The following is a 26,103-nucleotide window of genomic DNA, read 5'->3' as shown; positions in this document are numbered from 1 at the left end:
ATCCTGCTTTCTTAGAATCTCTCTTTATCAACGTCCTCTGCGTGAACCGCGTGCAGTGCCGCCTCCGCGACTTTGAGACTGTTCCAGTTGATCTCCGCGCGCGCGAGACTGTGAATCATTCTGTAGCTGCCCCATCGTATTGGGCGGGCTCGAACTGCCCGGAGTAGCTTGGGTAGAAGGCGAAACCGGCTGGTTCTGAGTTCCTCTCCCGCGGCGCGAGGATTAGTCTGATCTGATCCCCTGCCCGTCGTAGGTGAAGTAGCTCCTCCCTGCGCACTCGGCGCGGAAGACCCCGTAGGTCGCGACTGAGACAACTGACTAGGATTGTCTGAACTCTGCTTCTGCTGCCGCGTCTGGTTTGCGCCAGTCGATGGATCTACCGGAGTCCAGCCACCGTTGTCATACTTACTCCAGTTGCCGCTGGAGTCTTTCTTATAGACGTTGCCATCGGCTCCAGCATAGACATTGTTATTATTCGCATCCTTCGCGACAAAGCCGCTGTTCCCGTTGGCGCCCGAATATCCAGCGCCCGCGCTCCCCTTGGAAGTCTGGAAAGATCCTGCCGTTCCCTGGCTGTTCGTTACATGCTGAGCCTGCGCCCAATTGTCACCGTTTGTTACTACCGAACTGCCCCACTGGCTGTACTGGTTATGGCCTTGCGAGGTCGCAGCATAGGTCCCAGTCCAAGGATTATAGCCTTGGGCATAAGTATGGCCACCATATGCATTTTGAGTGGTGACTGCTCGTCCATAGGCTCCGGTGCTGGGGTTATACCAGGCCGCCGTACCTGCTGACCCGTAAGGCCCATACACTGCGTGCCCAACTCCATAAGCGCCGGTATAAGGGTTGTATACGGCGGCTACTCCGTAGGTATAAGGATATGGATAGTAGACGGGGTGTGGTCCCCAGTAAACATACGGCGGATAGTAGTATCCGGTCCCATACACAACCGCGGAACCCACAGCCATACCCACAACAAAGACTCCTAGGTAGCCGCTCGAATAACTTGTCTGCACCGTCGTCGGCGTCGGGTTCGAGACGATCACATAAGTCACGTTGTACATCGGTGAAGTCGGTGGAATGGTGTAGATGATCTGCGGTACCGAATCCGCCGTCTTCCACGGGCCGGTCGGACTTCGAGAAACAAACCACACCCCCTGAAAACAAAGATAGTAAAGATCTCCAACACGAATCACTTTATCCGGCGTGTTCATCGCATAGGACATGGTTGTAGTTGGAATCTGCGCAAAGTTAGGTGGTCCCGCATAAGCCACCTTCACTTGAGCCTCCGCGGCAGCGCGATTCACAATTGCTGTAGTGGGTACCTGCGAGAGCAGCACCGCATCACTGGCCTCCTGCGTTCCGGGCACCGAGACAAGGACATCGTGACACGGGCTCCCGCGCGGAATCATCCTGAAGTCAGCAGGAAGGGAATCGCCCGCGTACATCCACGGACCCTCGAGGCCCGCGGCGCGAAACCACCGCCCCGAAATCAAAACATATACCTGCCCATCAGGCTGATGAAGAAAAACTTTGGCCTCCGTATTCATCGCATAACTCAGGTTGGTCTCAGGAATCTTTGAATAAATTGGCCTACCTCTGAACAGGATCAACTCAGCCGGCTTTTCCACGAAAAAAACCTTGGGTGTAACCCCGGCAATTGAGCTTGGCGGCACGGACTTCAAGACGTCATCCCAGTTCTGATGAGCCGGAAGTTTCGCGATATCCGGTGGCAGTCTTACAGTCGTCTCCCACGGACCGTGAAGATCTTTTGCCTTCAGCCAGATCTTTCCGCTCATCAAGTAGTAGTCGGATCTGTCAAAGAACAGGTCCCAGTTAGTATTGACGACATACTCCAGACTTGTTCCTTGAACCGGTGCCAGCACAGGTTTCCCGTCGACCACAAGAACAATCGCGGGCACCGTTGTTACGAGTATCGACGGCGCCGCCGTGCTTGCCGCGATCGACCTTACCGGCGCATTCACCTTCTCCAGACTGGCAATCATCCGAGGCAGTCCAATGGTCAGCGTCATAGTTGGGTAAAGTTGGTGGGCACGCCTCTGCATCTCCGCTTCTTGTATTGCACCAAGCGAAGGAAACCGCGCGTCAAGCACCTCGATGTCTTTCACATAAACCGTCTGCGCGCTAACGTTGGTGATCGTATCGGCGCGCCAGGAGATAACACCGAGGACAGGCTTTCCCCCTTTGTCTGTTACCGAGACTGCAGTATCGGCCACCATCGTGCGGTATTTTTGCCAGGCCTTAAGTTGTGGCTGATAGACAACCAGATGCACGCCATCCCGGTCGAACACCCTGGGCCACGGTGGAATACTTGTCGAGGAGTTAGCTAGCTTGCTACCTGACGGAAAGCTTCCCTGCGCAATGGAAGAGCTCGCTACACTCAGGAGACAACTCGCAACCACAAAGACCAGACAGCCTCTTGATCCTCTCAAAATGGCTACCTCATCGAGGTTTGAAATTGGTAGTGGCTGGCCTGTTTTTTGCGAGACGAGTGTATCCGATAAACGTCATCTTGTGGAATTAGTTTTAACGGCCAATAAATCTGTTGCCAATAAATTTAGTTTCCTCTTATAATCCTGACTCCTCCGAAATGCAAGAAACAACCGGGCCCAAGTTTTGCCAGCGTAGTTTGGCAATCTCACTTAAGGCACCCATGAAACCACTCCGACTTCCTTTCGCACTATCTTTACTCTTCATATATCTCTGCGTTGTCGCTCAGGCGTTGCCCGAGCAATCGTCTGTCGCGCCGCAAAAGTCGCCCACCTCGTTCTTCACCAAAGACATGACCGTATACGTCAGCGACTTTGAGCTCGACGCCCAGGATGTTCAGGTGGACAAGGGATCAGCCGTGGGTCAGTTACGACCGGGAATTCTGGAAAGACCGCGAAAGAAAGAGCAAACGGATCCGGCAGCCCAGGCCAAGAAGCTCGTGGACACTTTGTCCCAAAGTTTGATCAGCGATCTCCAGAAAGCCGGCTACAAAGCACAGCGGCTCGGCCCCGACGAGCCCAGGCCCACCGCCGGCGCATGGGTGCACGGAGTCTTCACCCAGGTCGATGAGGGAAGCCGTCTTCACCGCGCAATGATCGGGTTTGGATCCGGCCAAGCGAAGATGGACTTATTCGTAACATTGACCAATCTCGCCAGTCCCGAAAAGCCTCTCTACGAGTCTGCTGAGGCGGGCACAAGTAAAAGAAGCCTGGCGCTGCCATCACCATGAACCCTTATGTGGCCGCAGCTAAATTCGTCATGGAACAAAATGCGCCGGAGAAGACCGTCAAAGCTACTGCCTCTCAGATCTCAAAGGACATTGTCTTGCATCTACAGCAGCCTGGGAGTCCAGCGGCACTCCCCTAGTTGCCATCTACCCTTCCACGCGCCCTGCCGAAACCTGCAAGCCCATGGCATCGAACTCTTATGCCCATTTACCTCGCCACCGCGAGGAGCAGATTGAGCCAGGCGTCGGTTCTCGGTTAGGATTTGAAAGTGGTAAAGGAGGATGTTGAGATGAGTTCGTCAGCTGAGTCGATGTCTTGGGTGGATCGTTGGTGGCCGCTGCTGGTCATTCTTTTTGGAGTGATCTTCGTCACGGTTCTGGTGAGCTTTAACCCGACGACGTAGAGAAAGGGTGCGGCGCAAGCCGTGCCTTTTTCCTTGCACACGCTGGAGCCGCGCGCAAGATCTGTGGCCTCCACTGCTATCCTGATCCGGTGTCTGAACTCAACCTCAACTTGGAAAACTGGAAGCCCGCGCGCCTGCCTGAACCTGTCGTGTTGGACGGTCAATGGGTTCGACTCGAACCGCTCACTGCATCCCAGCACGGACACTCGATCTGGTTGGCTGTAGACGGGCACGATTCCATCTGGGCGTGGCTCGGTGACTGTCCCTATGCGCGCGAGGAGGACCTCCTTCGAGCTCTGCGCGCCAAGGAGATGGACATCGCTGCCCGGTTCTTCGCTATCCTCCCAAAACAACCATCAGGGGCAGCCGGGAGTGCCGCCGGATACGCCAGCCTGATGCGAATCGACGCGCCCAACGGCGTCATCGAAGTCGGCAACATCATGTTCTCTCCCCAGTTGCAGCGAACGCGTGCCGCCACCGAAGTAATCTATCTGATGGCGCGATATATCTTCGAAGAGTTGGGCTATCGACGCTACGAGTGGAAGTGCAACGCGCTTAATCTACCTTCGCGGCGAGCTGCCGAGCGGTTCGGCTTCACCTTCGAGGGTATCTTTCGCCAACACATGGTAATCAAAGGGCGCAGCCGGGACTCAGCGTGGTATTCCATGCTCGACAGCGAATGGCCCGACCGCAAGCGTACTTTTGAACGCTGGCTCGATCCCGCAAACTTCGACACAGAGGGGCACCAGATCCGGTCGCTGACCTCATTGGCGAACCCGAGCAAATAAATCAAGCGAGCTCGAATTCTGTATATCCAACAAAGGAAAGCCCCGCAATGCGAGGCTCTTCCGAAGCTTACGGCCGAGACTAAGAAGCGCGCTTCTTCAAGCCCAAAGCCGCCTCTTTTTCATCCTCGCGGCTCTTCTGCGCCGAATACTTTTCCTTGGCAGACTTCGGCTTCTTCTTATGCTCCGGCTCTTCTGAACTCTGCCTGAGAATCGGCTGCGCGGCCTCGGTAATCTTTGCCGCCGCCGCCAGCTCCTCGTTCAGATTCTCCGTCAATAAGTCGATTACGTCCTGCATCCCCAGCGTCTTGGCCATCGCAATCGTCGCCTGGTAACCCGCGATCTCATAGTGCTCGGTCCGCAGTGCTGCGCCGATCAAACCCGAATCGAAGGAGGCTCCCTCCTCGTCCTTCTCCAGCGCATCCTTACCTTCTTCCACGATGCCTTCCATCCCGTTGCAGTGCTCTCCGGTCGGCTTCTCTTCCAAATGCCCGAAGACCTCCTTCAAACGTTCCACTTGGCCCTTGGTCTCTTCCAGGTGTGCAGTAAAAAGCTCCTTGAGCTTTGCATTCTTTGCACCCTTGGCAAGCTTGGGGAGCGCCTTGACCAATTGATTTTCCGCGCTGTACATATCGCGCAACTCATCCAACAAAACATCCTTTAAGCGGCATAAACCTCTCCTGTTCGATTTATAAATTTGCGATTCCCGGCCACTTTGCCACTTGTGAACCAACTAATGAGAGACACGCCAGCTAAAGTAAGTTGGCCGCCGACAGCTTTAAATGTCGAACGGGCCGCGGAAACATCGCAGTCCTTCAAATCCGATCTAACTACTTCTCGCCGGACGATGTCGCCGACTTCGTGTGGGCATTAGTCGGTTCACCATGCGCCGCCGTCGACGACTCATGAGCCTTCTTGGAGTGTTCGTGCGCCTCGTCACCGTTGCCATGTCGTGTTTGTGGGCCGCGTTGGTGTGGTGACCCGCAGCCTCGGTGTGATGCTTTGCAGCGCTCATCACCGCAGCAAGGAGACGTATGTCGGTCTAACGATCCATAGACCGAGTCCCGAGGATCCGGCCACAGTCCGGCTGAAAATAATTCGAAAAAATCTTCGCCAAAGTTGGCGTATGAGTTATATCCGGTTCGCTACAATTATAAGGAGAGATCAAAATCAAGGGCTGCCTGCGGCGAAAGCTGCGGCAGCCCTTTGCATTTAGCCGTCCACAACACACCACCGATACACCACGAAAGGACCACCAAACACCATGTCCACGCGCATCAGGATTCACGCCTTCACGGAACCGCCCGTCCTACCCCACGCGGAGGCCCCCTTCAGCCAAAAAGCTTCAAACCCCTCTGCCCATTCACTTCTCGGGACCCAAAGAGCGAGAAAAGACGCCCTCCGCAGCGAAGCTAACCTGAACAAAACAAATATATTAGGCGTAACCCTTATAGATGCGCTATTTTAGCGGCATGCCCTCCCGCTAAACCACTGCATCTATTCCACTTACTCCCAGAATACCCTTGGGGAGGGGTACCACCGAAACGCGGTCAACTACTCATAATCGCGAACTTCGTCACGTCTTCGTAAAAGCCGGCACTGGCCTCCCGGCAAAACGGCGTGCCCCCGACCTCTTACAGTCTCGTGACAGACTTAAGACTGGTCCATGACACACCGATTGCGGCGCAACGATAGTCTGTCACTGTTCCCGCCATCTTCCAACGGGCCCGGAATTCAATAATGTCGTCTATGGGAACCATCGTATGTCGATCGTGAGCGAAGTTCGCGCAATGATCAAGAGGATTGTCTTCGGGGATACCCTATTCCCTCAGGAGTTTACTCTCGGACTTGCAGAACCGCAGGCAGAAATCACAGTGTGGCTACATGGCGCAGGAGAACCCCGCGACGTAACTCACCGGCATTCCATGGTATGTGCTTCTCCACTAACTATCTGCATCGGATTTGACGAAGGACAAGTAACAAATGAGAAAGACCTGCCTAACTTATCGCTGAGATTCTGCGAACGAAGCGGTCGTAGGCGAATCTTAGGAGAGATCGGACTCAGGCCTCAGATCATCGCTGCGGAGGGTGGATCGGAGTTCGTCTTGTTCGAACCTCGAAGTTCAAGAAACTTTTGTCTGCCGAAAGCGCGTCTCTGCGCTCACTATTTGCTTCACGCATATCGGCAGTGGAGGAGCGATAACACCAAAGGAATAAAGATGTCGTTCCTCGAGAGACGAGCAGGGATGGCGATCTTTATCTGCCCCCGTCCAATCATGCTTGTAAGCGTGGGCAGCAGAGAAAACGGGAATATTTTTCCCATGAACATACTCGGCAATCTGGGTAACGGCTATATGGGGTTTGCTTTGAGAGGCGAGAGACTGGCGGCCAGCCTCGTAGAACGTGCCGGCCGTATTGCGCTGAGCAGCCTTCCATTGTCGCAGGGGACCCTGGCATACCAACTCGCAAATAACCACACAAAGGAATCAATCGACTGGAGCCAACTCCCGTTCGCAACAAAGATGTCGACCACATTCAATATTCCGGTCCCTGAATTCGCTCAACGAGTCAGGGAGGTGGAGGTCAAGTCGGTTCGTGCGATCGGGAGTCATCAGTTTTTTATCGCGCGAATCATTCGAGAAGACAAATTTTTCGACGGCTTGGAATTCTGCTCTATTCATGGCTTCTATCAGGCCTGGCGACTCAGGAAACTCAAAAGGGAAACGAAGAGCTAGAGATTTCGTTGGCAGGAGATGCGTTCAACAAGCGAGGACGCCACCGCTCACCGGCGGCCAGGGATGTTCCGATCAAGATGGTTGCATCAAACAATAAGCTTAATCGATGAGTGTGAAGCGGAAGCCGCCAGGCGATCGCCGGGACCATCAGAGGTGGCCACGACCTCCGAATCACTCAATGTTGCTAAGACACACGGAGAACATCGATTGGAAGATCCAGTAGCCTCCACAGTTGAGCATCTCCACTCCGCACTCCGATGGTCTCGTATCGGGGAATGGATATTGTTAACGTTGCTGGCGACGCATATGGCTCTACGCACTTTGCCGAAAGCGTGGGACACGCTGAATACTGACTTTCCCAATTACTACTTGACCGCAAGTCTCGTACATGAAGGATACGATACATCGCGAGTCTACGAGTGGCCATGGTTACAGCGTCAGAAAGATCATCGTGACATCGATCAACGGCTGGTCGGTATGGTCCCGATAACGCCATTCTCTACCCTCATCATCTATCCGCTCACGTCGTTGCCTGTCTTAACTGCGAAACGCTGCTGGCTCATCCTTAACCTCGGCCTTCTAGTCGCGACTTTGTCGATTTTGAGACGTCTGACGCGGCATCCTTGGCGACATCTTTCTCTCGTGGCTGCCTTAAGCTTCCCGCTGCGTGTGAATTTCTTATTCGGACAATACTATGTTTTGCTGCTGTTCTTACTAACGCTCGCGTGTTGGCTTTATATCTGCCAGAAGCGGTTTTTGGCAGGAATTGCGGTTGGATTTGCGACAGGCCTGAAGGTCTTTCCCGCCTTTTATTTGCTTTATTTCCTTAGGAAGAGGGATCTCAAAGCGTTTGCGGGTGGAGTGCTGGGCTCTGTGAGCACTGGCGTCGCATCAATATATGCCTTCGGTTGGGAGCTAAATCGCACTTATATTTTCCAGGTGCTACCCTCAGCACTCCGTGGCGAAGGCCTGGATCCATACAACCTGCAGGCAGCGTCTCTCTCATCCCTCCTACACAAGCTTTTTATTTATGAGCCCCAGCTAAATCAACATCCCGCATTTAGTGCACCTTCCTTGTTTGCAATCTTGCACCCACTCTTGCAAATGATGCTGATGGCGCCAGCCCTGCTCCTTGCTACGCCCAACGAAACCTGTCCGCGTCGTGTCCAGCTCGAGTGGGCGGCGATCTTACTAGCCAGCCTTGCGATTTCAACGTCACCGGCGTCCTATCTCTTCACTCTCCTAATCTTGCCCGCATCCTTAATTTGGGAGGCGCTTCAGCAGGAGAAGCGCGGCTGGTGGGTCGCAATTCTCTTACCTCTTTACGTGATAGCGGGATTCGTGGGCGGAACAAATAATGGGGCAGAGGGATGGATCGCGTTACTGACGGTGCCAAGACTCCATGCAATGATCCTCCTCTGTGTGTTTTCCTATGTGGTTCTGGTCAGGCAAGAGTCAAGCAAAAGTACGAAGCGTGATCGTCTTGCGTGGTCGCTTGCACTCGCCGCAATCCTGACCTTTAGCATCGTATTCAATCTTCGCCACCAGCGCGGCCTCTATGCCGATTATCAACAACGAATACCTATTCCAAAAGAAGTATTTATGGCGGTTCACCCAACGGTAGAAGAAGATGGGATTTTGTTTGTGGCGATGCAACACGATGGCTACCATTCCGCAGTTGAACGTTTCGGGGCCGTGCACTTCAGTAAAGGGCACGATGACGAACTCGGAATAGCCGCCGCGAACGGCAATCGATGGGTTGAACAAACCGGAAACGAATCCAAAATCATCTCCGCATCGGACGGGAGAATTAGCATACAGCAGGCCGAGTCTCCAGTGGCATCTTCTAATGGCCGATGGCTGGCGTTTCTTCGCGAGGATCACGGCCGAACGCGCATTTGGACACGCGCTCTGGATCAGCCGGCGGCCATAGACATGCCGCTTACTCCATCGGAATTCAACGTGCTCGAAATGTCGTTTGCGCCCGGAGGCGGAATTGTATTTTCAGCTGCGTCGGGGGTGGGCAACCAGGATTATTTGTGGCAGATCGAGTCGGAGGTATCCGATCTCTCGATATGGGCGAGGCCAGATATCCTTCTATCTCACCAAACGGCCACTGGCTCGCTTATAGCCAATTGCAAGGTGGAAATTGGAATCTTTGGCTGCGCGATTTGCGCAACGGCCAAACTCGCAGGCTTACCGATGCAGCATGCAACAACACCGAACCTGCCTGGGCCGCGGACTCGCAAACGTTGATTTATGCCAGCGATTGCGGACGAGCCCTTTGGTTCTCGGCTCTTTGCAGACGCGGAATCATCTACTAAACGATATGCTCATGTTATCCCGTCGACTGGCAGTCCATATCGTTGGTTATCTTTACGTCCCGCGTGTTCTTTGAACTAACCTTGATCAAGGTTAGCAGAAACAATCAAATTACAAACCTGTGACAACAAAGAAACGCTAAGCAAGTAGTATTTTTTTGTCCGGTTTTTTTCGCTAACTCAATAGTAAAGTTCAGAGATATAACCATTCTGAGCTGATTGGTCTTCGGTACGTCTATATTGCCAATTTCGCGACCATATCTCTTCATTTATTAGAGCATGCCCTGGAGTCGTGTTGACCTTTCGATATTAGGACGGCGGTGCTCGCCCATCCTAAAAATAGCTGTTAGACGTAAGCCTCTCGCGTCAATTCCGAGATGCAATTTCACTTGATCGCGCGCATTAGAACTAAAAGAAATTTTGCGAAACTCATTAAATCAGCAGGAGTTGGGAACAGTGGATGACCTCGTGAAGCCGTTTCGTGAAATCTATGCTCCTGATCTACAGTCACACTTTTTGAAGGATGAAATAGCCTCGCAAGGATATTTGCTCGTGAGGGGATTGCTGCCCTCCGAGGATGTGAATCAACTGCTGAATGAGATTCTGCCGGTTGTTCGTATTGCTGGCTGGCTCATGCCAGGTTTTAGCCTAGCGGAGCGTATCGCTGACCACAGCGCCATCTGTGGCGATTCTGACTTATCGTTCAATCTTGTCTACGAACAAGTCTTTAGATTGGAATCTTTCCACGCTCTCGCGCACCACCCGGCGCTCCAGCAGGTGATGAAACTACTTGTGGGTTCACGACTCCTGATACACCCGAAGCCGATTGGCCGGTTAATCTTTCCTAACTGTGAACGGTTCGTGATTCAGGCACATCAGGACCATCAGTCCATTGGGGGAGACCCGGAAAGTTTTACGGCGTGGATTCCGCTCCACAACTGTCCCGAAGAACTAGGACCGTTGCGGATTCTTGAAGGGTCTCATCGTTTTGGACTTCAGAAGAGCGACCCCGAAACAGGCATCATTCCGAAGGGGGCAGAGCGAGGGGGCGATTGGGTCGGCGGACAGATCAATGCAGGCGATGTCCTGATTTTTCACAGTCTAACGGTCCATGCAGCTTCCCCGAACGTCTCTAAGCAACTTCGCATTTCATTGGATTGCAGATTTCAGGATTACGAACGAGCGATTGATCCGGCAAATCTGGTATTCCCGGGATCCTCAAATAGATCTTGGGAGGCGACATACGATAATTGGCGCTCAGACGAATTAAAGTATTTCTGGAAGCATATGTCCCTAAAGTTAAAGCCCTCCAAAGACGAACTGGTTCAGCTTGTCCAAACGGCCGGTTCTCCAAAGATGCAATCGAGGTATGCCAGAATTCTGAGCCAGCTCGAGTCACAAATGCCTTGTTGATCACACTGTAATTTTTAACCAAAAATCGATCCGCTCTCAACTCTAACACCGACATCTTCCATGGCTTCTTCTCTCGATTCCTCCAGCTTCAGTGACGATGTAAGGTCTGTCAATCGGACTTCACGGGACATTAGCGGGACCACAAAAAAGAAGCGATTCTTATCAGGGCCAGGGCCAAACCTCGCGAGAATAAGGGCCGAGATTTGGAAACTCGTCGAGCCGTTTCGGGGGTTCTTGCGTGCAGCTTTTTGCTGATGATTGCGAACCGAGCTTGTAGCTTAGCTGTTCCCATTTCTTCTCGTTACCTTGTCAATAATGTAATGTACAAGCATCAGCTAGCGATGCTGCCCCTGATCGTAGGTGCTGTAGCCTCTGCTGCCTTCATCCAGGGCGTCACCACCTACGCCATTTCGAAGCAGCTCTCCACTACCGGCCAGCGTCTTATCGCAGACCTACGCATTCGGGTCCAACAGCATATCAGCCATTTGCCCATCTCGTTCTTCGATAGTAATAGTACTGGGGCTCTGGTCACTCGCATCATGTCCGATGTAGAAGGAGTCCAGAACCTTGTCGGTGCAGGGCTCATAGATTTTGTCGGTGGCATTCTCACAGGGATCATCGCGCTCGTCATTCTCATTCGCATTAGCATCCTCATGACGATCCTCACGTTCTGCATTTTGATCGTTTTCGCCTGGTTTCTCAAAAAGGCATTTGGGGTCACGCGACCGATCTTCCGCGAACGCTCCCGTATCAGCGCCGAGGTCACCGGTCGCCTCAGTGAATCCCTGAGCGGTGTACGTGTTGTAAAGGGATATCACGCTGAGGCGAGCGAAGGGCGGGTCTTCGCCAAAGGTGCTGTCCGCCTTCTCCAAAATGCCGCCAGTTCGATAACTGCTAGGTCGATTATGTCGCTCTGTTCCACGATCGCGATCGGAATCGTGGTCGCGCTCATTATGTACCTCGGAGCAAAAGCAACAATGACGCATCATCTCGATGTCGGAGGCTACGTGGAATTCACAATGCTCCTGGCCTTCCTAGTTGCGCCGATTGCCCTGTTAGTCAGCGTCGGAACTCAACTCACCGAGACGTTTGCCGGTCTTGATCGCACCTTCGAGATCCTCGATGAACCCGAGGAGGATGACGAACTGACCCGCACGGAGGCAGTAGATTCAATCATGGGGGACGTCGTGTTTAAGGACGTCACTTTCTCCTATGTACCCAACACGCCCGTTCTGCACGGGATCAGTTTTGAGTCGTTGCCGGGCACCGTCACGGCGCTCGTTGGGTCTTCGGGATCGGGCAAGTCGACTATCATCTCACTCATCTGCGGCTTTCACAATGCAATCGACGGTCAGGTTCTGATCGACGGCGTTGACCTATGCACTATCCGTCTGTCGAGCTTTCGTCAGCGACTCGGCGTCGTACTGCAGGAGACGTTCCTCTTCGACGGAACCATCCAGGAAAACGTTCTGTTCAGCAGTCCAAACGCGACCGAAGAGCAACTGATGGAAGCATGCCGCATCGCGCGAGTCGATGAGTTTGCCGAGCGATTTCCGGAGCGATACCAGACGGTGGTGGGAGAACGGGGGGTCAAGCTATCAGGCGGACAGCGTCAGCGGATCTCGATAGCCCGTGCCATCCTGGCTGATCCGTGCATTCTGATCCTCGACGAAGCTACCAGTTCGCTGGACTCAGAATCTGAAGCTCTGATCCAGAGCGGCCTCAACTTTCTGATGCAGGGCCGCACTACCTTCGTGATCGCGCACCGGCTGTCGACGATTCGACGTGCCGATCAAATCCTGGTGATTGAGCAGGGGAGGATCGTCGAACGAGGGACTCACGAGTCTCTGTATCAGCGCGGAGCTCGCTATTACGAGCTTTACACTCGTCAGCACGGCCTGGAATCTAATTTATTTCTCGCACCCGGCGAAGGCGACAGGGTCATCTAATCTCACGCTCCTCTTCATGAAACCGCGGCTGAGCATTCCTGGCGTAATCCGGTTCTTAAGATGCGACGATCTGACAAATTAGTGACAGACTCCAGACCATTGGGTGACACACTCGTCGAGACCTCGCGATAGCGTTGAAACAGCATGTGTACTTTATCTAATTTGAAAGATCGCGCACTTCTCGGACGAGTCGGCAAGGTGCTGTTTTTCGCCACGATGCTGTGCTACTTGCCAGTTGTCCTTGCTCAGGACACTCCTCTCCTCTCGGGAGGTTTAGGCTTCTTTACAAACACCAACGGCGGTAGTACTTCTTACCAGACAATCGCGGTCCCCGTGCTGGAAGCTCCGATCGGGCAACATCTACTGGTTGAATCGCGTGCCAATGTCCTTGAGACTTTTTCCCCACAAGGAAACGGCCAAGGGTATAACCATTCTGGGTTTCTAGGATTGTCCTATCTTCAGGCGGACTACATCGCCACGACACACCTCACAGTGGTCGGAGGCTACTTCCTTACGCCCTTTGGCACCTACAACGAGCGGCTTTCACCGATCTGGATCAGCAACCTGCAGGATGCTCCTTTGATATACGGCATCGGCACCATGGGCAGCGGCAGTGGAACGGGCGGTATGCTAAGAGGTAACGCGTACTCGACGGATACGGTCTCAATCAGTTATGCAGCTTACTTTTCGGCAGGCAGCACGAATAAACAATTTCAATCGTCACGCTCGACGGGCGGACAGGTATATGCCTACTTCCCTAAGACAAGGCTCGAGATCGGAATGTCTTATGGGAGAACGCTGGAAAGTGCCAAATCAAACTCCTTTGGAGTGCATCTCTGGTGGGAGCCGGCAAGGACTCCTCTGAAGATCCGCTCCGAGTATGCGCATGGGGCTCACTCGCAAGGATATTGGATAGAGACGGACTACCGGTTGTCTCAGATTCACGGCGCTGATAGCTTGATCGGGCGGTTGGAGCCGATTTTCCGGCTGCAGCAGACGTTCCGCAATAGTCCGGATGCGTCGGATTTTTTGCCAACAGCCGATACGCAGAGAGCCGATTTCGGACTCGATTACTATCTGCCGCACGAGGTGAGAGTCAACACCAGCTACTCCCGTCAGTTTTCCTCGACCGGAAATTTCAATGTCTGGGAGACGGGAGTTGTCTACCGCTTCCTCTTTCCAGCATGGAAAGGTAAATTGCGATGAAGATTCCTTTACGCATTTCCTTCTGTGTTCTCTTGTTATCTACAGTGCAGGGGTTCTCGCAGACGGAAAGTAACTACGTACCGGCTGAGGCTCAGCAGCAGACAAAGGGCAACGCGGTGCATGGCGCAAAGCAACGAGACGGACAGCAGGTGTTCGATCAAAACTGTTCGCGCTGCCACAACGCTCCACAAGGCTTTTCGCCTCGGATTTCTGGGACAGTCGCAAGACACATGCGCGTGCGCGCGGGACTGAGTAGCGAAGATGAAAAGGCCATTTTGCGTTTTCTGAACCCGTAGCCCGAAACCCTGCAAGCGCTTGAATGAAAGGTTATATGGTAAAGCTCAAACACCTGCGCCATCCTTTTCAGACAGCGAATGCTGCGAAGAATCTACTCGGTGCGCGCGTAAGCATGTGGAGGTTCGCAAATCACGGCGCTCGTCGTTTTAAGGACGATGATCGCTACGATCTACATAATGTAACGGAGGGGTTCAAATCCCGCATCGATGATTCGAGCGATGACGATGCGTTGCTGGAAAGAATATGCACGGCATACATTGGAGCTGTACGGCAACAGTCTGCGCCAAGCGCATACCAGGCTACGGAATGGTGGCAGCAGGTACGACATAGAAGCCTGGGACCTGTAATCCAGGCGCTGCTCACCAAAGACACTAACGCGCTCCGAGGAATGTACCGGAATTTTTTCCGGGATCCTTGTTCGACGGGTTTGCTAGGAGCACCTTATGGTATGTCGAAGGCATATTTCGGCGGAAATATCAAAGATCTTCATAGGAAGTTTTATCTAGGTCACGTTCTATACCGGTTTGACTACTGGAATGCGCAGACAGAGGGCCGCTTCCCATTGCGTCACCTGGCAGGCCCAGGGATAGGAAATCCATTTGGCGTGGTGATTAACGGAACACACATAAATGTAGGTGCGGAGTACGCACATTACTGTGCGCATAGGATCGAAAGCATGCTATCTCCAGAGTCCGGCACCGTTGCTGAAATAGGAGGAGGGTTTGGTGGAATGGCTTACTATCTGCTGCGCGACCGAGCGAACGTGACTTACCTTGATTTCGATGTTCCAGAAAGCATTGCGTTAACCTCGTACTACCTAATCAAAGCCTTTCCAAGGCTGAAGTTTCTACTTTATGGCGAGGGCAAGCTGACAAAGAGAGCTATCACTCAGGCGGACGTGGTGCTATTGCCAGTGTTCGACCTAGAAAACATGCCGGCTGAAAGCGTCGACATTACTTTTAGTTCTCATTCAATGTCGGACATATCCTCTGGCGCGATGGATGAGTATCTGAAACATATCGATCGAATGACAAAAGACTGTCTTTTTTATATAGGTAAGCAACAAACGAGCCAGTCAATATCGAGCATTTTCGGTCAGAAAAAGGATTCATTCGAGCTGTCAGACACGCGAACGTCCGGGTGGCACAGTTATAAGGTATCCGGTGCTGGGGTAGGCGGCGCCTCGGGCTTGGCAGCGTCAACGATGTTGGAACAGAGTTACACACGAATCGCGAAACCTATCCGTTAGACCGTCTTCGAGTTGCCTGATACGAGCAGTCAACACATTACCTCAGATCTTCGGCTGAGTACTTATTGACAGGAAAGTTATGCCGGTGAATTTGATGACAACAGAAACATCGACATCTACCCCATATGCGTTGCGCCGGAAGCTCAAAGCCCTTCTCTGGGTTGCGATGGGCGGGATGACAATATCCGTCATTCTTTATAGCGAGGTACCGCTTCTGCGTCAGGTAAAGGAGCGAGCTTATCTGGGTACGATCCCCTTCCTGATCATCCCACACATTTTAGCGGGAATCGCCGCGTTGCTAATTGGTCCGCTTCAATTTTCGAGTCGGATACGGCGGGACAACCCAAAATTTCATCGAGCCCTCGGGCGCGTATACGTCTGTTCTGTCTTTATCGCGGCTCCGCTCGCCATTATCCTATCCAACCACCGCCACGATCCCCGTGCGATCCACTTCGTTGTTGCGAATACCGTCCAGGCGGGAACCTGGATCATCGCGACGGGGCTGCTTTTCTGGCGGCCCGCAATCGGCACTTTCACCAGCATCGCGAGTGGATGGTCCGTTCCTATGCTGTCACCTTCACCTTTGTTGGTACCCGTGTCTTGCAGCCAGTCCCAGCATGGAATCGTCACAGCGAGGCAGGATTTGCTATAGAGATAATTATCATCACCTTCATGGCCATCTTGGTTCCAGACCTCGTCTTTCATTGGAGCGCGTTCACATTGCGTCGATCGTGAACCAGGTGTTCTCTCTTCTTCTGCTAGTTGTGAGAGCGAAGCTTCAGCCTTTGTCTTAATACCACTCACAAATACCAGCATTTCCAAGCGCGCGAGTACGCGTTTCTTCCCTTAGCCCACAGCGACAACGAGTGCATCCTCCCACACCGCGTACAGAGTTCGGGCTCGCAATAAGGATACTGCACGATTGGCCTGGACTGGCCGTGAAAAGAAAGACCCTGCAATAGATCGCATCAGATAAAGTCGACATTTGCTCCTCCATATTGCCACCCCTTTTACTACTACTCCGAGTTCCATATCCTTCGCCAGTGAGGTGCCGGTCTCAAGAATCGGCAGAGTAGTGTTTGGTTCAGAACTTCGCTCCTGCCGAAGCTCGACCTCGACCTTCATGCGGTGCGAGACCTCCGGCGCATCTCTCGTTTCAGCCAGCCCACGCACAGGATTGTGCTCAACAGAAGCATTTGCGTGGCGGCATCCATTCGCTCCACCCAGAACCAAATCTTGTGATTTTTCTGTGCATGTCCAAGGAACTCCGTCTCCGCCGCATTCGTCATGGCTCGTTCGTCGAGCGAGTGAGCGGTTTCGTCCAGCTTCCGGTCGTAGTCTACGATCCATTTCGTATCGACGACGGGTCTTGCTGACCGCTGCCGGAAAGCGTCTGCTTGCCGCGAGATAAATGACGAGTTTGTCTCAAAGCCCGCGGGACTAGTTTCCCCCAGCTTGCGTACACGAAGCGAGCGTTGTCGCCTTAGCTGGAAGCGATTCCGTCCCGCCACCCTGGGCGCCTTCCATCTGAGTCTGCAGTCTATCAAGTTGCGATCGGTACGACATCAGCGAAGCTCTCTGCGCGAGCGGGACTTCATTTCGTAATTCAGCGAAGGCAAGGAAGACTCAAAAATCTCGGCTTCTCTATAGACCTCGATTTCAAACTCATAAAAAGGCGCTGTGTGATAGTCAACGGAGACAGCCGAGAGTGTGCCCAAAGAGCTTATGCTCGCTCTCGGCGCCAGCAATTATCGGGCAGCGTGCAGCGCGTGATCCTGCTCGAGACCAATCGACTCCGGGGGACCAACGCCGTTGTGTCGGCTAAGCGTGTCCGCGATACGGGAGTAGCGCGGCGAATCCCTCAACAAAAACCAGCACTCGCGATCGCCTTCACCGTAACGCCAGCCTCTACGCCGCCGATAAAACTCCGATCCGTAAGAGACCAGCCACAATTCATACCGCGATGTGTCCGCGCCAATTACCAGATTTCGAGTCAGATTTGGCCACGTCCGACTTCCATACTGCATCCGCCATCCGGGCTGGATCAGGCAACTATCCGGCTGATCCGGATGGACAACGATCACATCCGCGTGTAGGCGCTCCACATCCTCGGGTTGTATAAAGCGATGGGCGAACTCCGGAGTGTTCAAACCCCATGGATCATACGTCAACCACCCGGAATAATAGGGCAGAAAACCGGTCTCCGTTGTGATCATGGTGCCGCGTTCCTGCATCGCACTCAGTTCCTGCGCGATGTCCTTCGACTGGCTGAATTGCATATCCCGAAAGGTACGGAGCTCGCGATAGAATGGCATCGCAATCAAAAGCAGCCAGGCCCCGAAGCCGATACGCAACACCGTCCTACGTGACGAGAGTGGCGTTTGCTGCCAATAGACAGCCAGCAGAATAGCGGCAGTTAGCGGCAAATAATAGAAGAAGCGATCGCCGACATTTTGATCGAGACGCATCATCCAATAGAAGGCCGTAGGTGCCGCGATCAGACTCACAAGCAGAAACCGCGATTGCAATTCGCGAAGCAAAACCACTGGCATTAGGACCGCCGCGTCGAACACAAGATACTTGAGGCTTTGCTGCAGCGAATGAGCAACCACTAATCCCAGCATCCGCCGCGCATCCGACTTGACCAGGAACGGCAGCGGAAAAAGTTCACCAAAGTAATGGACTCTCCAAACGAAATACGTCATCCCCGGCACCAGAAAAAATGCAGTCACCCCACTCCCCGCACCTCTCCTATCCTTCGAAGAGACCACCGCATAAGTCAGCAGAGGCAGCACAAACACCACACCATCGGGCCTGAACAGGCAGAAACCCAGCGCGGTGAGCGAGGCCCAGACCACACGCTTTTCGATAACCAGCAAAGTCACCGTTGCGAGCAGCAGAGCATCTGGAAGAACCGCGAACCCTGATGCCGCGGCGAAGACCTGCGGGAACAGAGCCGCCGATCCCGCAATGGCGAGCACAAGAAGCGTTGAAATCCGAACCCGCATCAGCCGCAACAACACAACCACCAGCCCTAGCAGCGATCCGACATTGACGACGGCCGAGAACCAGAACGGATCGAAGCCAACGCGAATCGCTCCGGCGACCAGCGTCATCCACGCAAAATCCGTCGCGCCCTCTGCGAGCGGCCCGCCCGCAAAAAAGTGATAGCCCCATGCGTGGCAAGATTTCTGCTGTATGCAAATAAGATCATTGCATCTTCCGCAGGCAGAAAATACTTTGGCGCAATCGCCAGAAAAATCAGCCCAATCGCCCCATAAATCCCTAGCAGCCACACGAGTACGCGTTCTGATCCCGCCAGCTTCGGCTCTAAGTCAATATGCGACAAAGGCGAAGAGGAAGACCTGTCCGGTTCATGATCGTGGATGGGGATCGACAAGTGTTGGCTGTCACTTTCTTCTACCGCGTTATATCGCAGCTACTTAGGAGTATAGATTCAACAGGTGTAAGAAGAGTCTGCCCCGTGGGTCTTGCGTTTAGGCGAGGCGAGATCATCTTTTTGCGCAATAGGCAACTGCGTACTAAACTTCAAACAGGGAAGAGTGGCCGAGTGGTTGATGGCTCCAGTCTTGAAAACTGGCGTACCTGAAAGGGTATCGGGGGTTCGAATCCCTCCTCTTCCGCCATTTTGTCTGTCCTGTCTTGGAGTAGCGATTACCTTCGGCAGAAACTCGCGGAAATCCCCATAAATGGAGCTATCTTCCGCTGAGCTCGATCTCCAAAGAGGGTTGTGGGTTGGAATCATCTGCCCTGCGTGGGCGAATATCTCCGGGTGGGTCGATTGGAGAGAAATCCTGGGCGGGTCGTAGGAACGCGATGATTCATCTGGGAGGCCTCATCCAGCATATCGATCCACTGATGTGAACTCTTTCGCATGGTGCCACCGCGTGGTGCAAGCTGCCAAAGCATATCCGGGTCTCTGACCAAATCTCGGCCGCCAAGTGCCCGAGTTCTTGATTGATGTTATCGCCGTGAAAGGGCGATTCACGGTGATTATGGGTAGTTTGTATGAGCTATGCAAAGTTCGCATAAACCCAGTAAACATGCATGGTTCAAGGGTACTCGCTACCCTAATTCATTTGGTGAGGTTTGGACCAGTTTTTACCCTATTCTGCTACCAAGGTGCTACCAGACCCTAACCAGTGCTAGACGCACCCAGAAATGGGCTGGGCCTCTGGGTGGCTCTCTGAAGGCCCCATACCCCTGTTCTGAGGGCTAGAAGAGCACCTAGGGCCAGCCAGAGGCCAAGAATCACCCAAACAGAGAAGAGATGAGCCTCTGGCGTTTGCCTCTGAACTGCTGTGAAGCGATTCGACCCAAATCGAAGTTGCCGATAATGCGACTTTCGAGGAACGGCCAACTTGCCAGTTTTATTTCTGCCTGAGAGCATCGCACTATGCTGAACCCAGATGAGCGACGGCAAAGGCTTCGCATGATGATCATCTTCCTGATTGTCCTCGCCTGCGTACTTGCCTTCATCTACGACGTGGAGAGGCCACACTCAGGGCCGGATGCAGGGGCCGTGTCAGAGGTCCATCACTTGGTTGGACCGTAGTTGCCGCAAAGCCGACTTTCGGGGAAGAAGTAGAAGGAAGAAGTAGAATGCGAGTGTGACTGGACGCCATAAGGCTAAGCTGGACGTTCGTAAGCGATTGAAGGATCTCGCGCTGTACATTCTGATCTGTGTCCTTGTGCTGGCGACTATAGCTGGACTCGCGAGCACTGGTATCAAGTGGGAAACTCTGTTCAAGCTGTTGCAATCTCTGATGTTCCCGATACTCCTATTCGGAATCGGAGTGCCCAAGCGTCGCTCGCGGTGGAAAAACAAGCGGTTCTGGCTCACTATTGGCGTGACCTTGCTGACACATGCCGTCCTCTTTGCGATCCTCGCCAGCCGTACCGAAACACTAAAACCCGCGGTCACCAGCATCATGGCAGTCCCCGAGTTCTTGCTTTGGATGATTGCCGATCACTGGCAGATGGAGCTTGCCGACCGGAAGTCCAAACGGACGAACAAACGCGTCGGCTCGATCTCGTGAGCTGAGACGCCCTGAAAACGGCGTTATGAGAAACTTCGACCTTGAACTTGCCGCCCGACTTTTAGGGAACTTCGCGGCTAGCTTGCGACGATCGGCCTTCGCAACGAAGGCCTTACATTACCGGTGGTTTTTTGCGAAAAACTCTTCTGCGAAGAAATTTACTACCTTCGCGTTGTCGCGAAGTATCTCGAGATAGGCGGTCTCAAGCAGCTGCGAACGATCGTTGCGGATTTGGTTGCGAACATTTTGCTGCACCACGGGGCTGGTAACATCGCGCTGGCCGATTCCCTCACGTGAAATGAGCTTCACAAGCATGTAGCCAGGTGGGGTTGAGGAGTCCGTCGGGCTAAGTTCCAGAATTTCACTCGTCTCGCCTACCTTCAAGGTGCTCACCGCTGCAAAAAGCAATGTGTTTGATCGGAGTTGATGTTCCAACAGAAAACCCATATCTCCTCCGTTCGCGGCGGATGGGGCATCGGAGAGGCTCGAAGCAAGGGTGTTGAAGTCTTCGCCGTTATCGATACGACTTTTTAGGATTTGAATCTTTGCCCTCGCCTCGGGAGCGTCATTGGCTTTGCTGCCGAACAGCGTAGCTCTTCCGTATGTTGGAACTGAGTTCACAACAATTTGAGAAATCCGATACCTGTTTTCAGCTAAATTGAAATCCGCTCTATGTGCATTGAAATATGCGACTGTATCTTGGTCAGTGACGCTAATCTTGCTATTAATCTCCCTATTGATGAGCCTATCCGCCGTGAGAGAGCTACGCAGATTGCGGCGTAGATCGGAGATCGTTTGGTTGCTTTGCTGCAGCAACTGATTAAATTGAGCCTCCGTGTAGCGCGCCTTGATCTCGGCGAACTTGATGTCGACATCTTCGTCCTTGACCGTCACTTTCATCTTGACCGCCTGAAGCTCGATAATTTTCCGATCTATTAGGTCGCCTAGTAATGCCAATCGATCCATGTCGCCCTGCTCCGGCGTTTCGAGGCGCATACTCCCCATCTGCTTTTGCCGTGCGGTGTAATACTGGTCCAGTTCCGAGCGCGTTATGGCTTGGCCGTCTACCGGGCAACCACATCCGGAGCAGCCGGTTTGTGACAGCTCGAGACGCCAAGGGATGCAGCTACCGTCAAGCTAAGGGCAATTTTCCGCCGTTGACTGGAGCGGGTGGCCATGGATCTGGTTATCTCAGCGGGCTGGCTCTGGCGGCGCTTCATCCCAATCATTTTAGGCTTGCCCGGACCGTAGTCCCGAAAGATTGCTGGCACGGGCATGAAAATAGCGGTGTCCGCACCTGCTGCCACCTCGGAGATGCGGGTGATTGAACTTCGGTTCGGAGATGGGGATGATCAAGCTACCCTCCGACTCGTCTTTGAACTCAGAAAGAAAATGATCGACATCATCACGCCTACGTGAAAAAAGTGCCGACTACGATACCTGATGGCTTCGTACGTGTGCTTCGGCTACAGACCTATTCGACGCCCCAACTGACCTTCCCGGGAAACGGCGCTATGACTAACTTCGGCAACTCAGTTTTCGAACTTGCCGACAACCCGACTTTCGAGGAAGCTGCGGAATTCGTTCAGAAGTTGCCGTTCAGTAGACCCATGAGGATCAGAAGCGGGTATGCCAAGCCAATAGTGGAAGCAGAAAGCAAACGTCTTCGATCGCAGAATAGCCCCACGATTCCGATAAAGGGTGCGAAGAAAATGGGCAGAACGACATAGTGGATGAAAGTTTTAGACAGAGGCAGGGTCACACCGGCGACGCCGACTCGCGCGATAACGAAGTACACCAAGAAGACCGCAATGGTACTTAGTTCGAGAATCAGGCCGAACGCGCCGAATGTGCGATCCGTCTTTCGCATCTTGCCTATTCACCTGACATCTCTCTGATCGAAGCTTCCGTAACGATGATAGCTGTAGCGGTTCCCGGGAAACGGAGTTATAGGAAACTTCAACGAAGTTGCCGATAAGCTGACTTCGCGGGAACGTAGAGCTTCACAGGAGTCGTTTAGAAATTGCCGTTCAGGACACCCATCAGCGTGAGCGTGGGAAGCGCCAACATAATCGCAGCCACAGACAACAAGCGCCTCCTATCGAAAAACAGTCCGCCGACCCCGACAAGGGGCGCAAGGAAAACCGGCATGACAATGTAGTGAAGGAACGTTCTGGAAAGCGGCAAGGTCGCACCGGCCACACCGACCCGCGCAGCGACGAAATACACCAAAAAGATCAGGATGGTCGTACCTTCGAGGATCAGTCCGAACGCCCCGAATAATCGATCAGTCTTTCGCATTTGATTCCCTAAGTACAGTATTTCTACGTTTGGAGCATTCCGCCACGATGATAGCCGAAGCGGTTAGCGAAAAACGGGGTTGTAGGCAACAACGGATTGAACTTGCGAGATGGTGACTTTGACTTTATGGGCATGACGCGATTACTTCCGTTTGCCCGTCATCGGGGAGCAAGCTCTTAACCGTACCTAGCGAGAAGTCATTGCAACCACGCGCCCGAGGCCTGCGAAGAGTGCTAGAAGGCAACGCACGTTTCAACGCGGCGAAATATCGTCCGAGCATTACCATAACTCTGTGCCGATCCTCCAAAAGTTCCTTCTCTTCCTGCCGCTTCTGGTGCCCTGCGCAAAGGCGCAAACCCTCACCATCACTCACGCAACGCTCATCGATGTCACCAACGGCAAAAGTCAGCCCGACACCACCGTGGTCATCAACGGCAATCGCATCTCCAGCATCGCTCATTCCACCAAAGCCAATCCCAAAGCAGGCCAGATCGTCGATGCCAAGGGCCAGTACCTCATTCCTGGCCTCTGGGATATGCACACCCACGTCTACTTCGATGGCACTGCCGCTGACGGCACGGACCTCATCCTTCCGCTTTTCCTCGCCAACGGTGTCACCGGCATCCGCGATATGGGCAGCGCCCTTGACTCCGTCCTCCAGGCCCGCGATGACGTAGCCGCGCACCGCGTCTTCGGACCGCGCATGGTTGTCTCGGGTCCCATGCTCGACGGTCCCAAATCCCACTACAAAGCCGCCGTTCCCATCGCCACACCTGAGGACGGACGCAACGCTGTGGACATGCTCAAGAGCCGAGGGGTCGACTTCATCAAGGTCCAGTCCGGTGTCCCTCGTGAAGCCTACTTCGCCATCGCCGAAGAGTCGAAAAAGGTAGGTATCGAATTCGAGGGTCACGTCCCTGACTCGATTCGCGCCTCCGAGGCCGTATCCGTCGGCCAGCGAACGTTCGAGCATCTCATCGGTATCTTCGAGGCCAGTTCCCTCGATGAGGACAAATACCTCACCGGCACGAAGACCCCCGGAATGTTCCTCGAGAGCTACGATCCAGCCCGCGAGGCCGGCATCATTCAGCTTCTAGCGAAGAACCATGTCTGGCAGTGCCCCACCCTTTTCTGGGAGCGTGGCCAGTGGCTCGTCGACGCCATCGACTACACCAGGGACCCGGACCTCGCATACGCTGGTCACATCTGGGTGACCAAGCAGTGGCCCGCAGCTCAGAAGGGCATCCTCAAATCCCTCGACACCGACCCTCTTGCTGTTCGTGAGAAGTTCGTCGATCACGAACTCGACATCGTTAGAAAGCTGCACGCTGCGAATGTGCCATTTCTAGCCGGCACCGATACACCTGCGGGAGTCGATGTCATTCCGGGCATCAGTCTCCATCTTGAACTGCAGCGCTTTGTAGCGGCAGGCTTCACCCCACTTGAAGCCCTCCAGACCGCCACCCTCAATCCGGCAAGGTTCTACAACAGGCTCAACGACTTCGGCACTATCCAGAGAGGCAGGATTGCCGATCTCGTTCTTCTCAGAGCCAACCCGCTGGACAACATCGGCAACACCCGCAAGATCGCAGGAGTCATAGCCGATGGACGCTACTTCTCACCACAGGACCTAGACCAACTCCGCGCCCGAATCAAACAGATTGCCGCCGCGAAATAGTTCTTCGATCTGCCGTTTTGAAAGAATCCCTGAACCTTGGTGCGGGACTTCGTAAACTGCGGCGTGCCTCGCTCGCCATAGTTACTCGACGAGCAGATTGGCTAGTCCGCGGCTGTGCTCCCCTGCGCACGCCTGCTCGGATGCGATAACGCTGCAACCGTGATCGACTGGACGCAGGCTGGTTCGAAGGGACCGCCACGCGCAACAACTGCGAACCAACTGAAAAATTGATCGCTGACGAACCTTTGATGGTCGCTTCGCCAGCATGCAAGCTTCATGGCCGTTAGCGCATTTCCCACCAGAAAGAGGTAGTATTCGTTCGGGAAGAGTCAGGATTAGGTTCATTCAAGTCATCAGCGATGCGAGCAAAAGCACTGTTGATGGTATCCGTCGTATTTGTCGAGGAGATGTGAAGCCGCCGGGTCGCCTTCGAGGCAGTCTGACAAAGTTTGTATTTATTAGTAACGGTTTCCTTGGCACGAAAGATCAGTTCTGAGCGCATGGTAATTCTCCGATTCTTTAACGGCGTCTCAGGCTTCTCTTCTGCTGAATTCGCGGGTGAACTGCAGGTGCTGTTCCTTTGGAGGCCATCCGACCCAAGACGACAGTTCGAACTACCGAGCCAAATCTTCGTCGCCCTCGCCAGAAAGCCATTGGAGCGATGTTTCGCCAGGATTTTCGATATTGAAAGCGACATCACCAGTCTACGCCCTGAGCGGTTTTCGATGAAATTCGGTTTAGCTTTAAGTCATTTCGCCTGATTATTCTACGTGGCGGGCGTTATCAGGGGGTAAGGAGGTCGGTATGTCAAGGTCGACCCATGTTCAATCTGTCACTGAGTCAGTGAGAAACGACTAGGAGAGAGGATGTCAAAGCTCGTATCGAAGGGCCGAAAATCGAACTTCCCGAAACAGCGTTAGCGACAACCTCCGCCGTCAGCGAATCGAACTTGCCGCAAACCCGACTTTCGAGGAGTCTGCATTTGAACGTTCTGCTTATGAGCCAAAGCCGACCACATCCCGAGAGACTTCGATCCCATCAGCAGGTATAGTGCGGATGATGCGCCTAGGGTGTTTCCCATCGACGACCAGGACATATAGCTCCTGAAGTCTTCCCTCCCATTCAGCGAGTTGAACGTTCACAGTGAACTGCTCGTCGGTCTGTATCCACAGTTGGGCAATGGAGTTTCGGACTGCTTTGGCACCTGGATTCTCGGGAGCGGGAGCTTGCAGGACCAGTAAGACTCCCTCAGAGTTCGGCCCTTCTGCGACGACCCTTGTTTGGCTTATATCGGCGGTCTCCCATCCATCGCTTGCGGCCAGTATCGACTGTACCCAACCCTGCTCGATTCCCGACAACGGGCGTGGCTCAATCGACTTCACTTCGTCACTGAGAAGAGCTGACCGATCAAGTTTAAGTAGGCGCGACAGTCGTTCGGAAATTTCAGGGAGGATCATAGCTTGGGAA

Annotated in this window: 23 protein-coding genes, 1 tRNA gene and 1 pseudogene; 17 read left to right on the top strand and 8 right to left on the bottom strand. The window is 53.5% G+C overall.

Features of this window, described 5'->3' with window-relative positions; all coding sequences use genetic code 11:
• Nucleotides 1-11: 11 nt before the first annotated feature.
• Nucleotides 12-2,312 (bottom strand): hypothetical protein, encoded by a 2,301-nt coding sequence (locus RBB80_RS01630; protein WP_433966608.1) that lies wholly within the window; start codon nt 2,310-2,312, stop codon nt 12-14.
• A 362-nt stretch (nt 2,313-2,674) separates the two neighbouring features.
• On the opposite strand from RBB80_RS01630, the gene RBB80_RS01625 reads away from it, so the two are divergent.
• Both RBB80_RS01625 and RBB80_RS01620 read left to right on the top strand, forming a co-directional pair.
• Nucleotides 2,675-3,241 (top strand): DUF4410 domain-containing protein, encoded by a 567-nt coding sequence (locus RBB80_RS01625; protein WP_433966607.1) that lies wholly within the window; start codon nt 2,675-2,677, stop codon nt 3,239-3,241.
• A 490-nt stretch (nt 3,242-3,731) separates the two neighbouring features.
• Nucleotides 3,732-4,430: a GNAT family N-acetyltransferase gene (locus tag RBB80_RS01620; RefSeq protein WP_433966606.1), complete on the top strand. Its 699-nt coding sequence runs from the start codon at nt 3,732-3,734 to the stop codon at nt 4,428-4,430.
• Nucleotides 4,431-4,509: 79 nt separating this feature from the next.
• Here the strand turns inward: RBB80_RS01620 and RBB80_RS01615 are convergent, their stop codons facing one another.
• Nucleotides 4,510-5,160 carry a ferritin-like domain-containing protein gene (locus RBB80_RS01615; protein ID WP_433966605.1) on the bottom strand — a complete coding sequence of 217 codons (651 nt, stop codon included), beginning with the start codon at nt 5,158-5,160 and terminating at the stop codon, nt 4,510-4,512.
• 1,513 nt (nt 5,161-6,673) lie between these two features.
• Here RBB80_RS01615 and RBB80_RS01610 point away from each other — a divergent pair.
• The 9 genes and pseudogenes from RBB80_RS01610 (at nt 6,674) to RBB80_RS01570 (ending at nt 16,332) form a co-directional block, all read left to right on the top strand.
• Nucleotides 6,674-7,162, top strand: coding sequence for a flavin reductase (locus RBB80_RS01610; RefSeq protein WP_433966604.1), 489 nt, complete (start codon nt 6,674-6,676; stop codon nt 7,160-7,162).
• A 282-nt stretch (nt 7,163-7,444) separates the two neighbouring features.
• The gene (locus RBB80_RS01605) at nt 7,445-9,418 is read left to right on the top strand and encodes a glycosyltransferase 87 family protein (RefSeq protein ID WP_433966603.1); all 1,974 of its coding nucleotides are present in this window, start codon (nt 7,445-7,447) and stop codon (nt 9,416-9,418) included.
• Between the two features lie 533 nt (nt 9,419-9,951).
• A complete protein-coding gene (locus RBB80_RS01600) occupies nt 9,952-10,896 on the top strand; it encodes a phytanoyl-CoA dioxygenase family protein (protein WP_433966602.1) in 945 nt (314 codons plus the stop codon).
• Nucleotides 10,897-11,150: 254 nt separating this feature from the next.
• Nucleotides 11,151-12,845, top strand: a complete 1,695-nt coding sequence (locus RBB80_RS01595) for an ABC transporter ATP-binding protein (RefSeq protein WP_433966601.1) — start codon at nt 11,151-11,153, stop codon at nt 12,843-12,845.
• 198 nt (nt 12,846-13,043) lie between these two features.
• The gene (locus RBB80_RS01590; protein ID WP_433966600.1) at nt 13,044-14,051 is read left to right on the top strand and encodes a hypothetical protein; all 1,008 of its coding nucleotides are present in this window, start codon (nt 13,044-13,046) and stop codon (nt 14,049-14,051) included.
• Nucleotides 14,048-14,347 carry a c-type cytochrome gene (locus RBB80_RS01585; RefSeq protein WP_433966599.1) on the top strand — a complete coding sequence of 100 codons (300 nt, stop codon included), beginning with the start codon at nt 14,048-14,050 and terminating at the stop codon, nt 14,345-14,347. Before RBB80_RS01590 ends, RBB80_RS01585 begins: the two co-directional genes overlap by 4 nt.
• Before the next feature lie 35 nt (nt 14,348-14,382).
• The gene (locus RBB80_RS01580; protein WP_433966598.1) at nt 14,383-15,597 is read left to right on the top strand and encodes a putative sugar O-methyltransferase; all 1,215 of its coding nucleotides are present in this window, start codon (nt 14,383-14,385) and stop codon (nt 15,595-15,597) included.
• Between the two features lie 79 nt (nt 15,598-15,676).
• Nucleotides 15,677-15,997: pseudogene (locus RBB80_RS01575) on the top strand (DUF2306 domain-containing protein); the annotation flags it as partial.
• A 152-nt stretch (nt 15,998-16,149) separates the two neighbouring features.
• Entirely contained in the window at nt 16,150-16,332 is a 183-nt protein-coding gene (locus RBB80_RS01570; RefSeq protein ID WP_433966597.1) for a hypothetical protein, read from the top strand.
• 386 nt (nt 16,333-16,718) lie between these two features.
• On the opposite strand, the gene RBB80_RS01565 is transcribed toward RBB80_RS01570, so the two are convergent.
• Together RBB80_RS01565 and RBB80_RS01560 are read right to left on the bottom strand one after the other, a co-directional pair.
• Entirely contained in the window at nt 16,719-17,108 is a 390-nt protein-coding gene (locus RBB80_RS01565; RefSeq protein WP_433966596.1) for a hypothetical protein, read from the bottom strand.
• 237 nt (nt 17,109-17,345) lie between these two features.
• Entirely contained in the window at nt 17,346-18,713 is a 1,368-nt protein-coding gene (locus RBB80_RS01560; protein WP_433966595.1) for a hypothetical protein, read from the bottom strand.
• A gap of 441 nt (nt 18,714-19,154) precedes the next feature.
• On the opposite strand from RBB80_RS01560, the gene RBB80_RS01555 reads away from it, so the two are divergent.
• The 3 genes from RBB80_RS01555 to RBB80_RS01545 all read left to right on the top strand — a co-directional run bounded on the left by RBB80_RS01555 (nt 19,155) and on the right by RBB80_RS01545 (nt 20,657).
• Nucleotides 19,155-19,244 (top strand) — tRNA-Ser (locus RBB80_RS01555).
• A 770-nt stretch (nt 19,245-20,014) separates the two neighbouring features.
• Nucleotides 20,015-20,173, top strand: coding sequence for a hypothetical protein (locus tag RBB80_RS01550; protein ID WP_433966594.1), 159 nt, complete (start codon nt 20,015-20,017; stop codon nt 20,171-20,173).
• A 55-nt stretch (nt 20,174-20,228) separates the two neighbouring features.
• Nucleotides 20,229-20,657, top strand: coding sequence for a hypothetical protein (locus RBB80_RS01545; RefSeq protein ID WP_433966593.1), 429 nt, complete (start codon nt 20,229-20,231; stop codon nt 20,655-20,657).
• Nucleotides 20,658-20,774: 117 nt separating this feature from the next.
• Here the strand turns inward: RBB80_RS01545 and RBB80_RS01540 are convergent, their stop codons facing one another.
• The gene (locus RBB80_RS01540) at nt 20,775-21,761 is read right to left on the bottom strand and encodes a peptidylprolyl isomerase (protein WP_433970048.1); all 987 of its coding nucleotides are present in this window, start codon (nt 21,759-21,761) and stop codon (nt 20,775-20,777) included.
• A 171-nt stretch (nt 21,762-21,932) separates the two neighbouring features.
• On the opposite strand from RBB80_RS01540, the gene RBB80_RS01535 reads away from it, so the two are divergent.
• A complete protein-coding gene (locus RBB80_RS01535; RefSeq protein ID WP_433966592.1) occupies nt 21,933-22,076 on the top strand; it encodes a hypothetical protein in 144 nt (47 codons plus the stop codon).
• A gap of 166 nt (nt 22,077-22,242) precedes the next feature.
• Here the strand turns inward: RBB80_RS01535 and RBB80_RS01530 are convergent, their stop codons facing one another.
• Nucleotides 22,243-22,527 (bottom strand): hypothetical protein, encoded by a 285-nt coding sequence (locus RBB80_RS01530; RefSeq protein WP_433966591.1) that lies wholly within the window; start codon nt 22,525-22,527, stop codon nt 22,243-22,245.
• Nucleotides 22,528-22,673: 146 nt separating this feature from the next.
• Nucleotides 22,674-22,958, bottom strand: coding sequence for a hypothetical protein (locus RBB80_RS01525; protein WP_433966590.1), 285 nt, complete (start codon nt 22,956-22,958; stop codon nt 22,674-22,676).
• A gap of 292 nt (nt 22,959-23,250) precedes the next feature.
• Between RBB80_RS01525 and RBB80_RS01520 the strand changes: the two genes are divergently transcribed.
• Both RBB80_RS01520 and RBB80_RS01515 read left to right on the top strand, forming a co-directional pair.
• Nucleotides 23,251-24,636 (top strand): amidohydrolase family protein, encoded by a 1,386-nt coding sequence (locus tag RBB80_RS01520; RefSeq protein WP_433966589.1) that lies wholly within the window; start codon nt 23,251-23,253, stop codon nt 24,634-24,636.
• A gap of 473 nt (nt 24,637-25,109) precedes the next feature.
• The gene (locus RBB80_RS01515) at nt 25,110-25,397 is read left to right on the top strand and encodes a hypothetical protein (protein WP_433966588.1); all 288 of its coding nucleotides are present in this window, start codon (nt 25,110-25,112) and stop codon (nt 25,395-25,397) included.
• 234 nt (nt 25,398-25,631) lie between these two features.
• Here the strand turns inward: RBB80_RS01515 and RBB80_RS01510 are convergent, their stop codons facing one another.
• Nucleotides 25,632-26,018, bottom strand: a complete 387-nt coding sequence (locus RBB80_RS01510) for a hypothetical protein (protein ID WP_433966587.1) — start codon at nt 26,016-26,018, stop codon at nt 25,632-25,634.
• Between the last annotated feature and the right edge of the window lie 85 nt (nt 26,019-26,103).

The sequence above is a fragment of the Tunturiibacter gelidiferens genome, from assembly GCF_051013345.1.
Classification (GTDB): domain Bacteria; phylum Acidobacteriota; class Terriglobia; order Terriglobales; family Acidobacteriaceae; genus Edaphobacter; species Edaphobacter gelidiferens_A.
The sequence above is the reverse complement of the archived record's forward strand: the minus strand, read 5'-3'. Positions and strand labels throughout refer to the sequence as shown.

What these genes read in the sequence shown, in the direction of transcription:
- RBB80_RS01625 (WP_433966607.1), top strand. Translation starts at nt 2,675, where the DNA reads ATGAAACCACTCCGACTTCCTTTCGCACTATCTTTACTCTTCATATAT.
- RBB80_RS01610 (WP_433966604.1), top strand. Translation starts at nt 6,674, where the DNA reads ATGGCGATCTTTATCTGCCCCCGTCCAATCATGCTTGTAAGCGTGGGC.
- RBB80_RS01595 (WP_433966601.1), top strand. Translation starts at nt 11,151, where the DNA reads ATGATTGCGAACCGAGCTTGTAGCTTAGCTGTTCCCATTTCTTCTCGT.
- RBB80_RS01585 (WP_433966599.1), top strand. Translation starts at nt 14,048, where the DNA reads ATGAAGATTCCTTTACGCATTTCCTTCTGTGTTCTCTTGTTATCTACA.
- RBB80_RS01580 (WP_433966598.1), top strand. Translation starts at nt 14,383, where the DNA reads ATGGTAAAGCTCAAACACCTGCGCCATCCTTTTCAGACAGCGAATGCT.
- RBB80_RS01570 (WP_433966597.1), top strand. Translation starts at nt 16,150, where the DNA reads ATGGTCCGTTCCTATGCTGTCACCTTCACCTTTGTTGGTACCCGTGTC.
- RBB80_RS01560 (WP_433966595.1), bottom strand. Translation starts at nt 18,713, where the DNA reads ATGACGCTGGTCGCCGGAGCGATTCGCGTTGGCTTCGATCCGTTCTGG.
- RBB80_RS01550 (WP_433966594.1), top strand. Translation starts at nt 20,015, where the DNA reads ATGCTGAACCCAGATGAGCGACGGCAAAGGCTTCGCATGATGATCATC.
- RBB80_RS01535 (WP_433966592.1), top strand. Translation starts at nt 21,933, where the DNA reads ATGAAAATAGCGGTGTCCGCACCTGCTGCCACCTCGGAGATGCGGGTG.
- RBB80_RS01530 (WP_433966591.1), bottom strand. Translation starts at nt 22,527, where the DNA reads ATGCGAAAGACGGATCGCACATTCGGCGCGTTCGGCCTGATTCTCGAA.
- RBB80_RS01525 (WP_433966590.1), bottom strand. Translation starts at nt 22,958, where the DNA reads ATGCGAAAGACTGATCGATTATTCGGGGCGTTCGGACTGATCCTCGAA.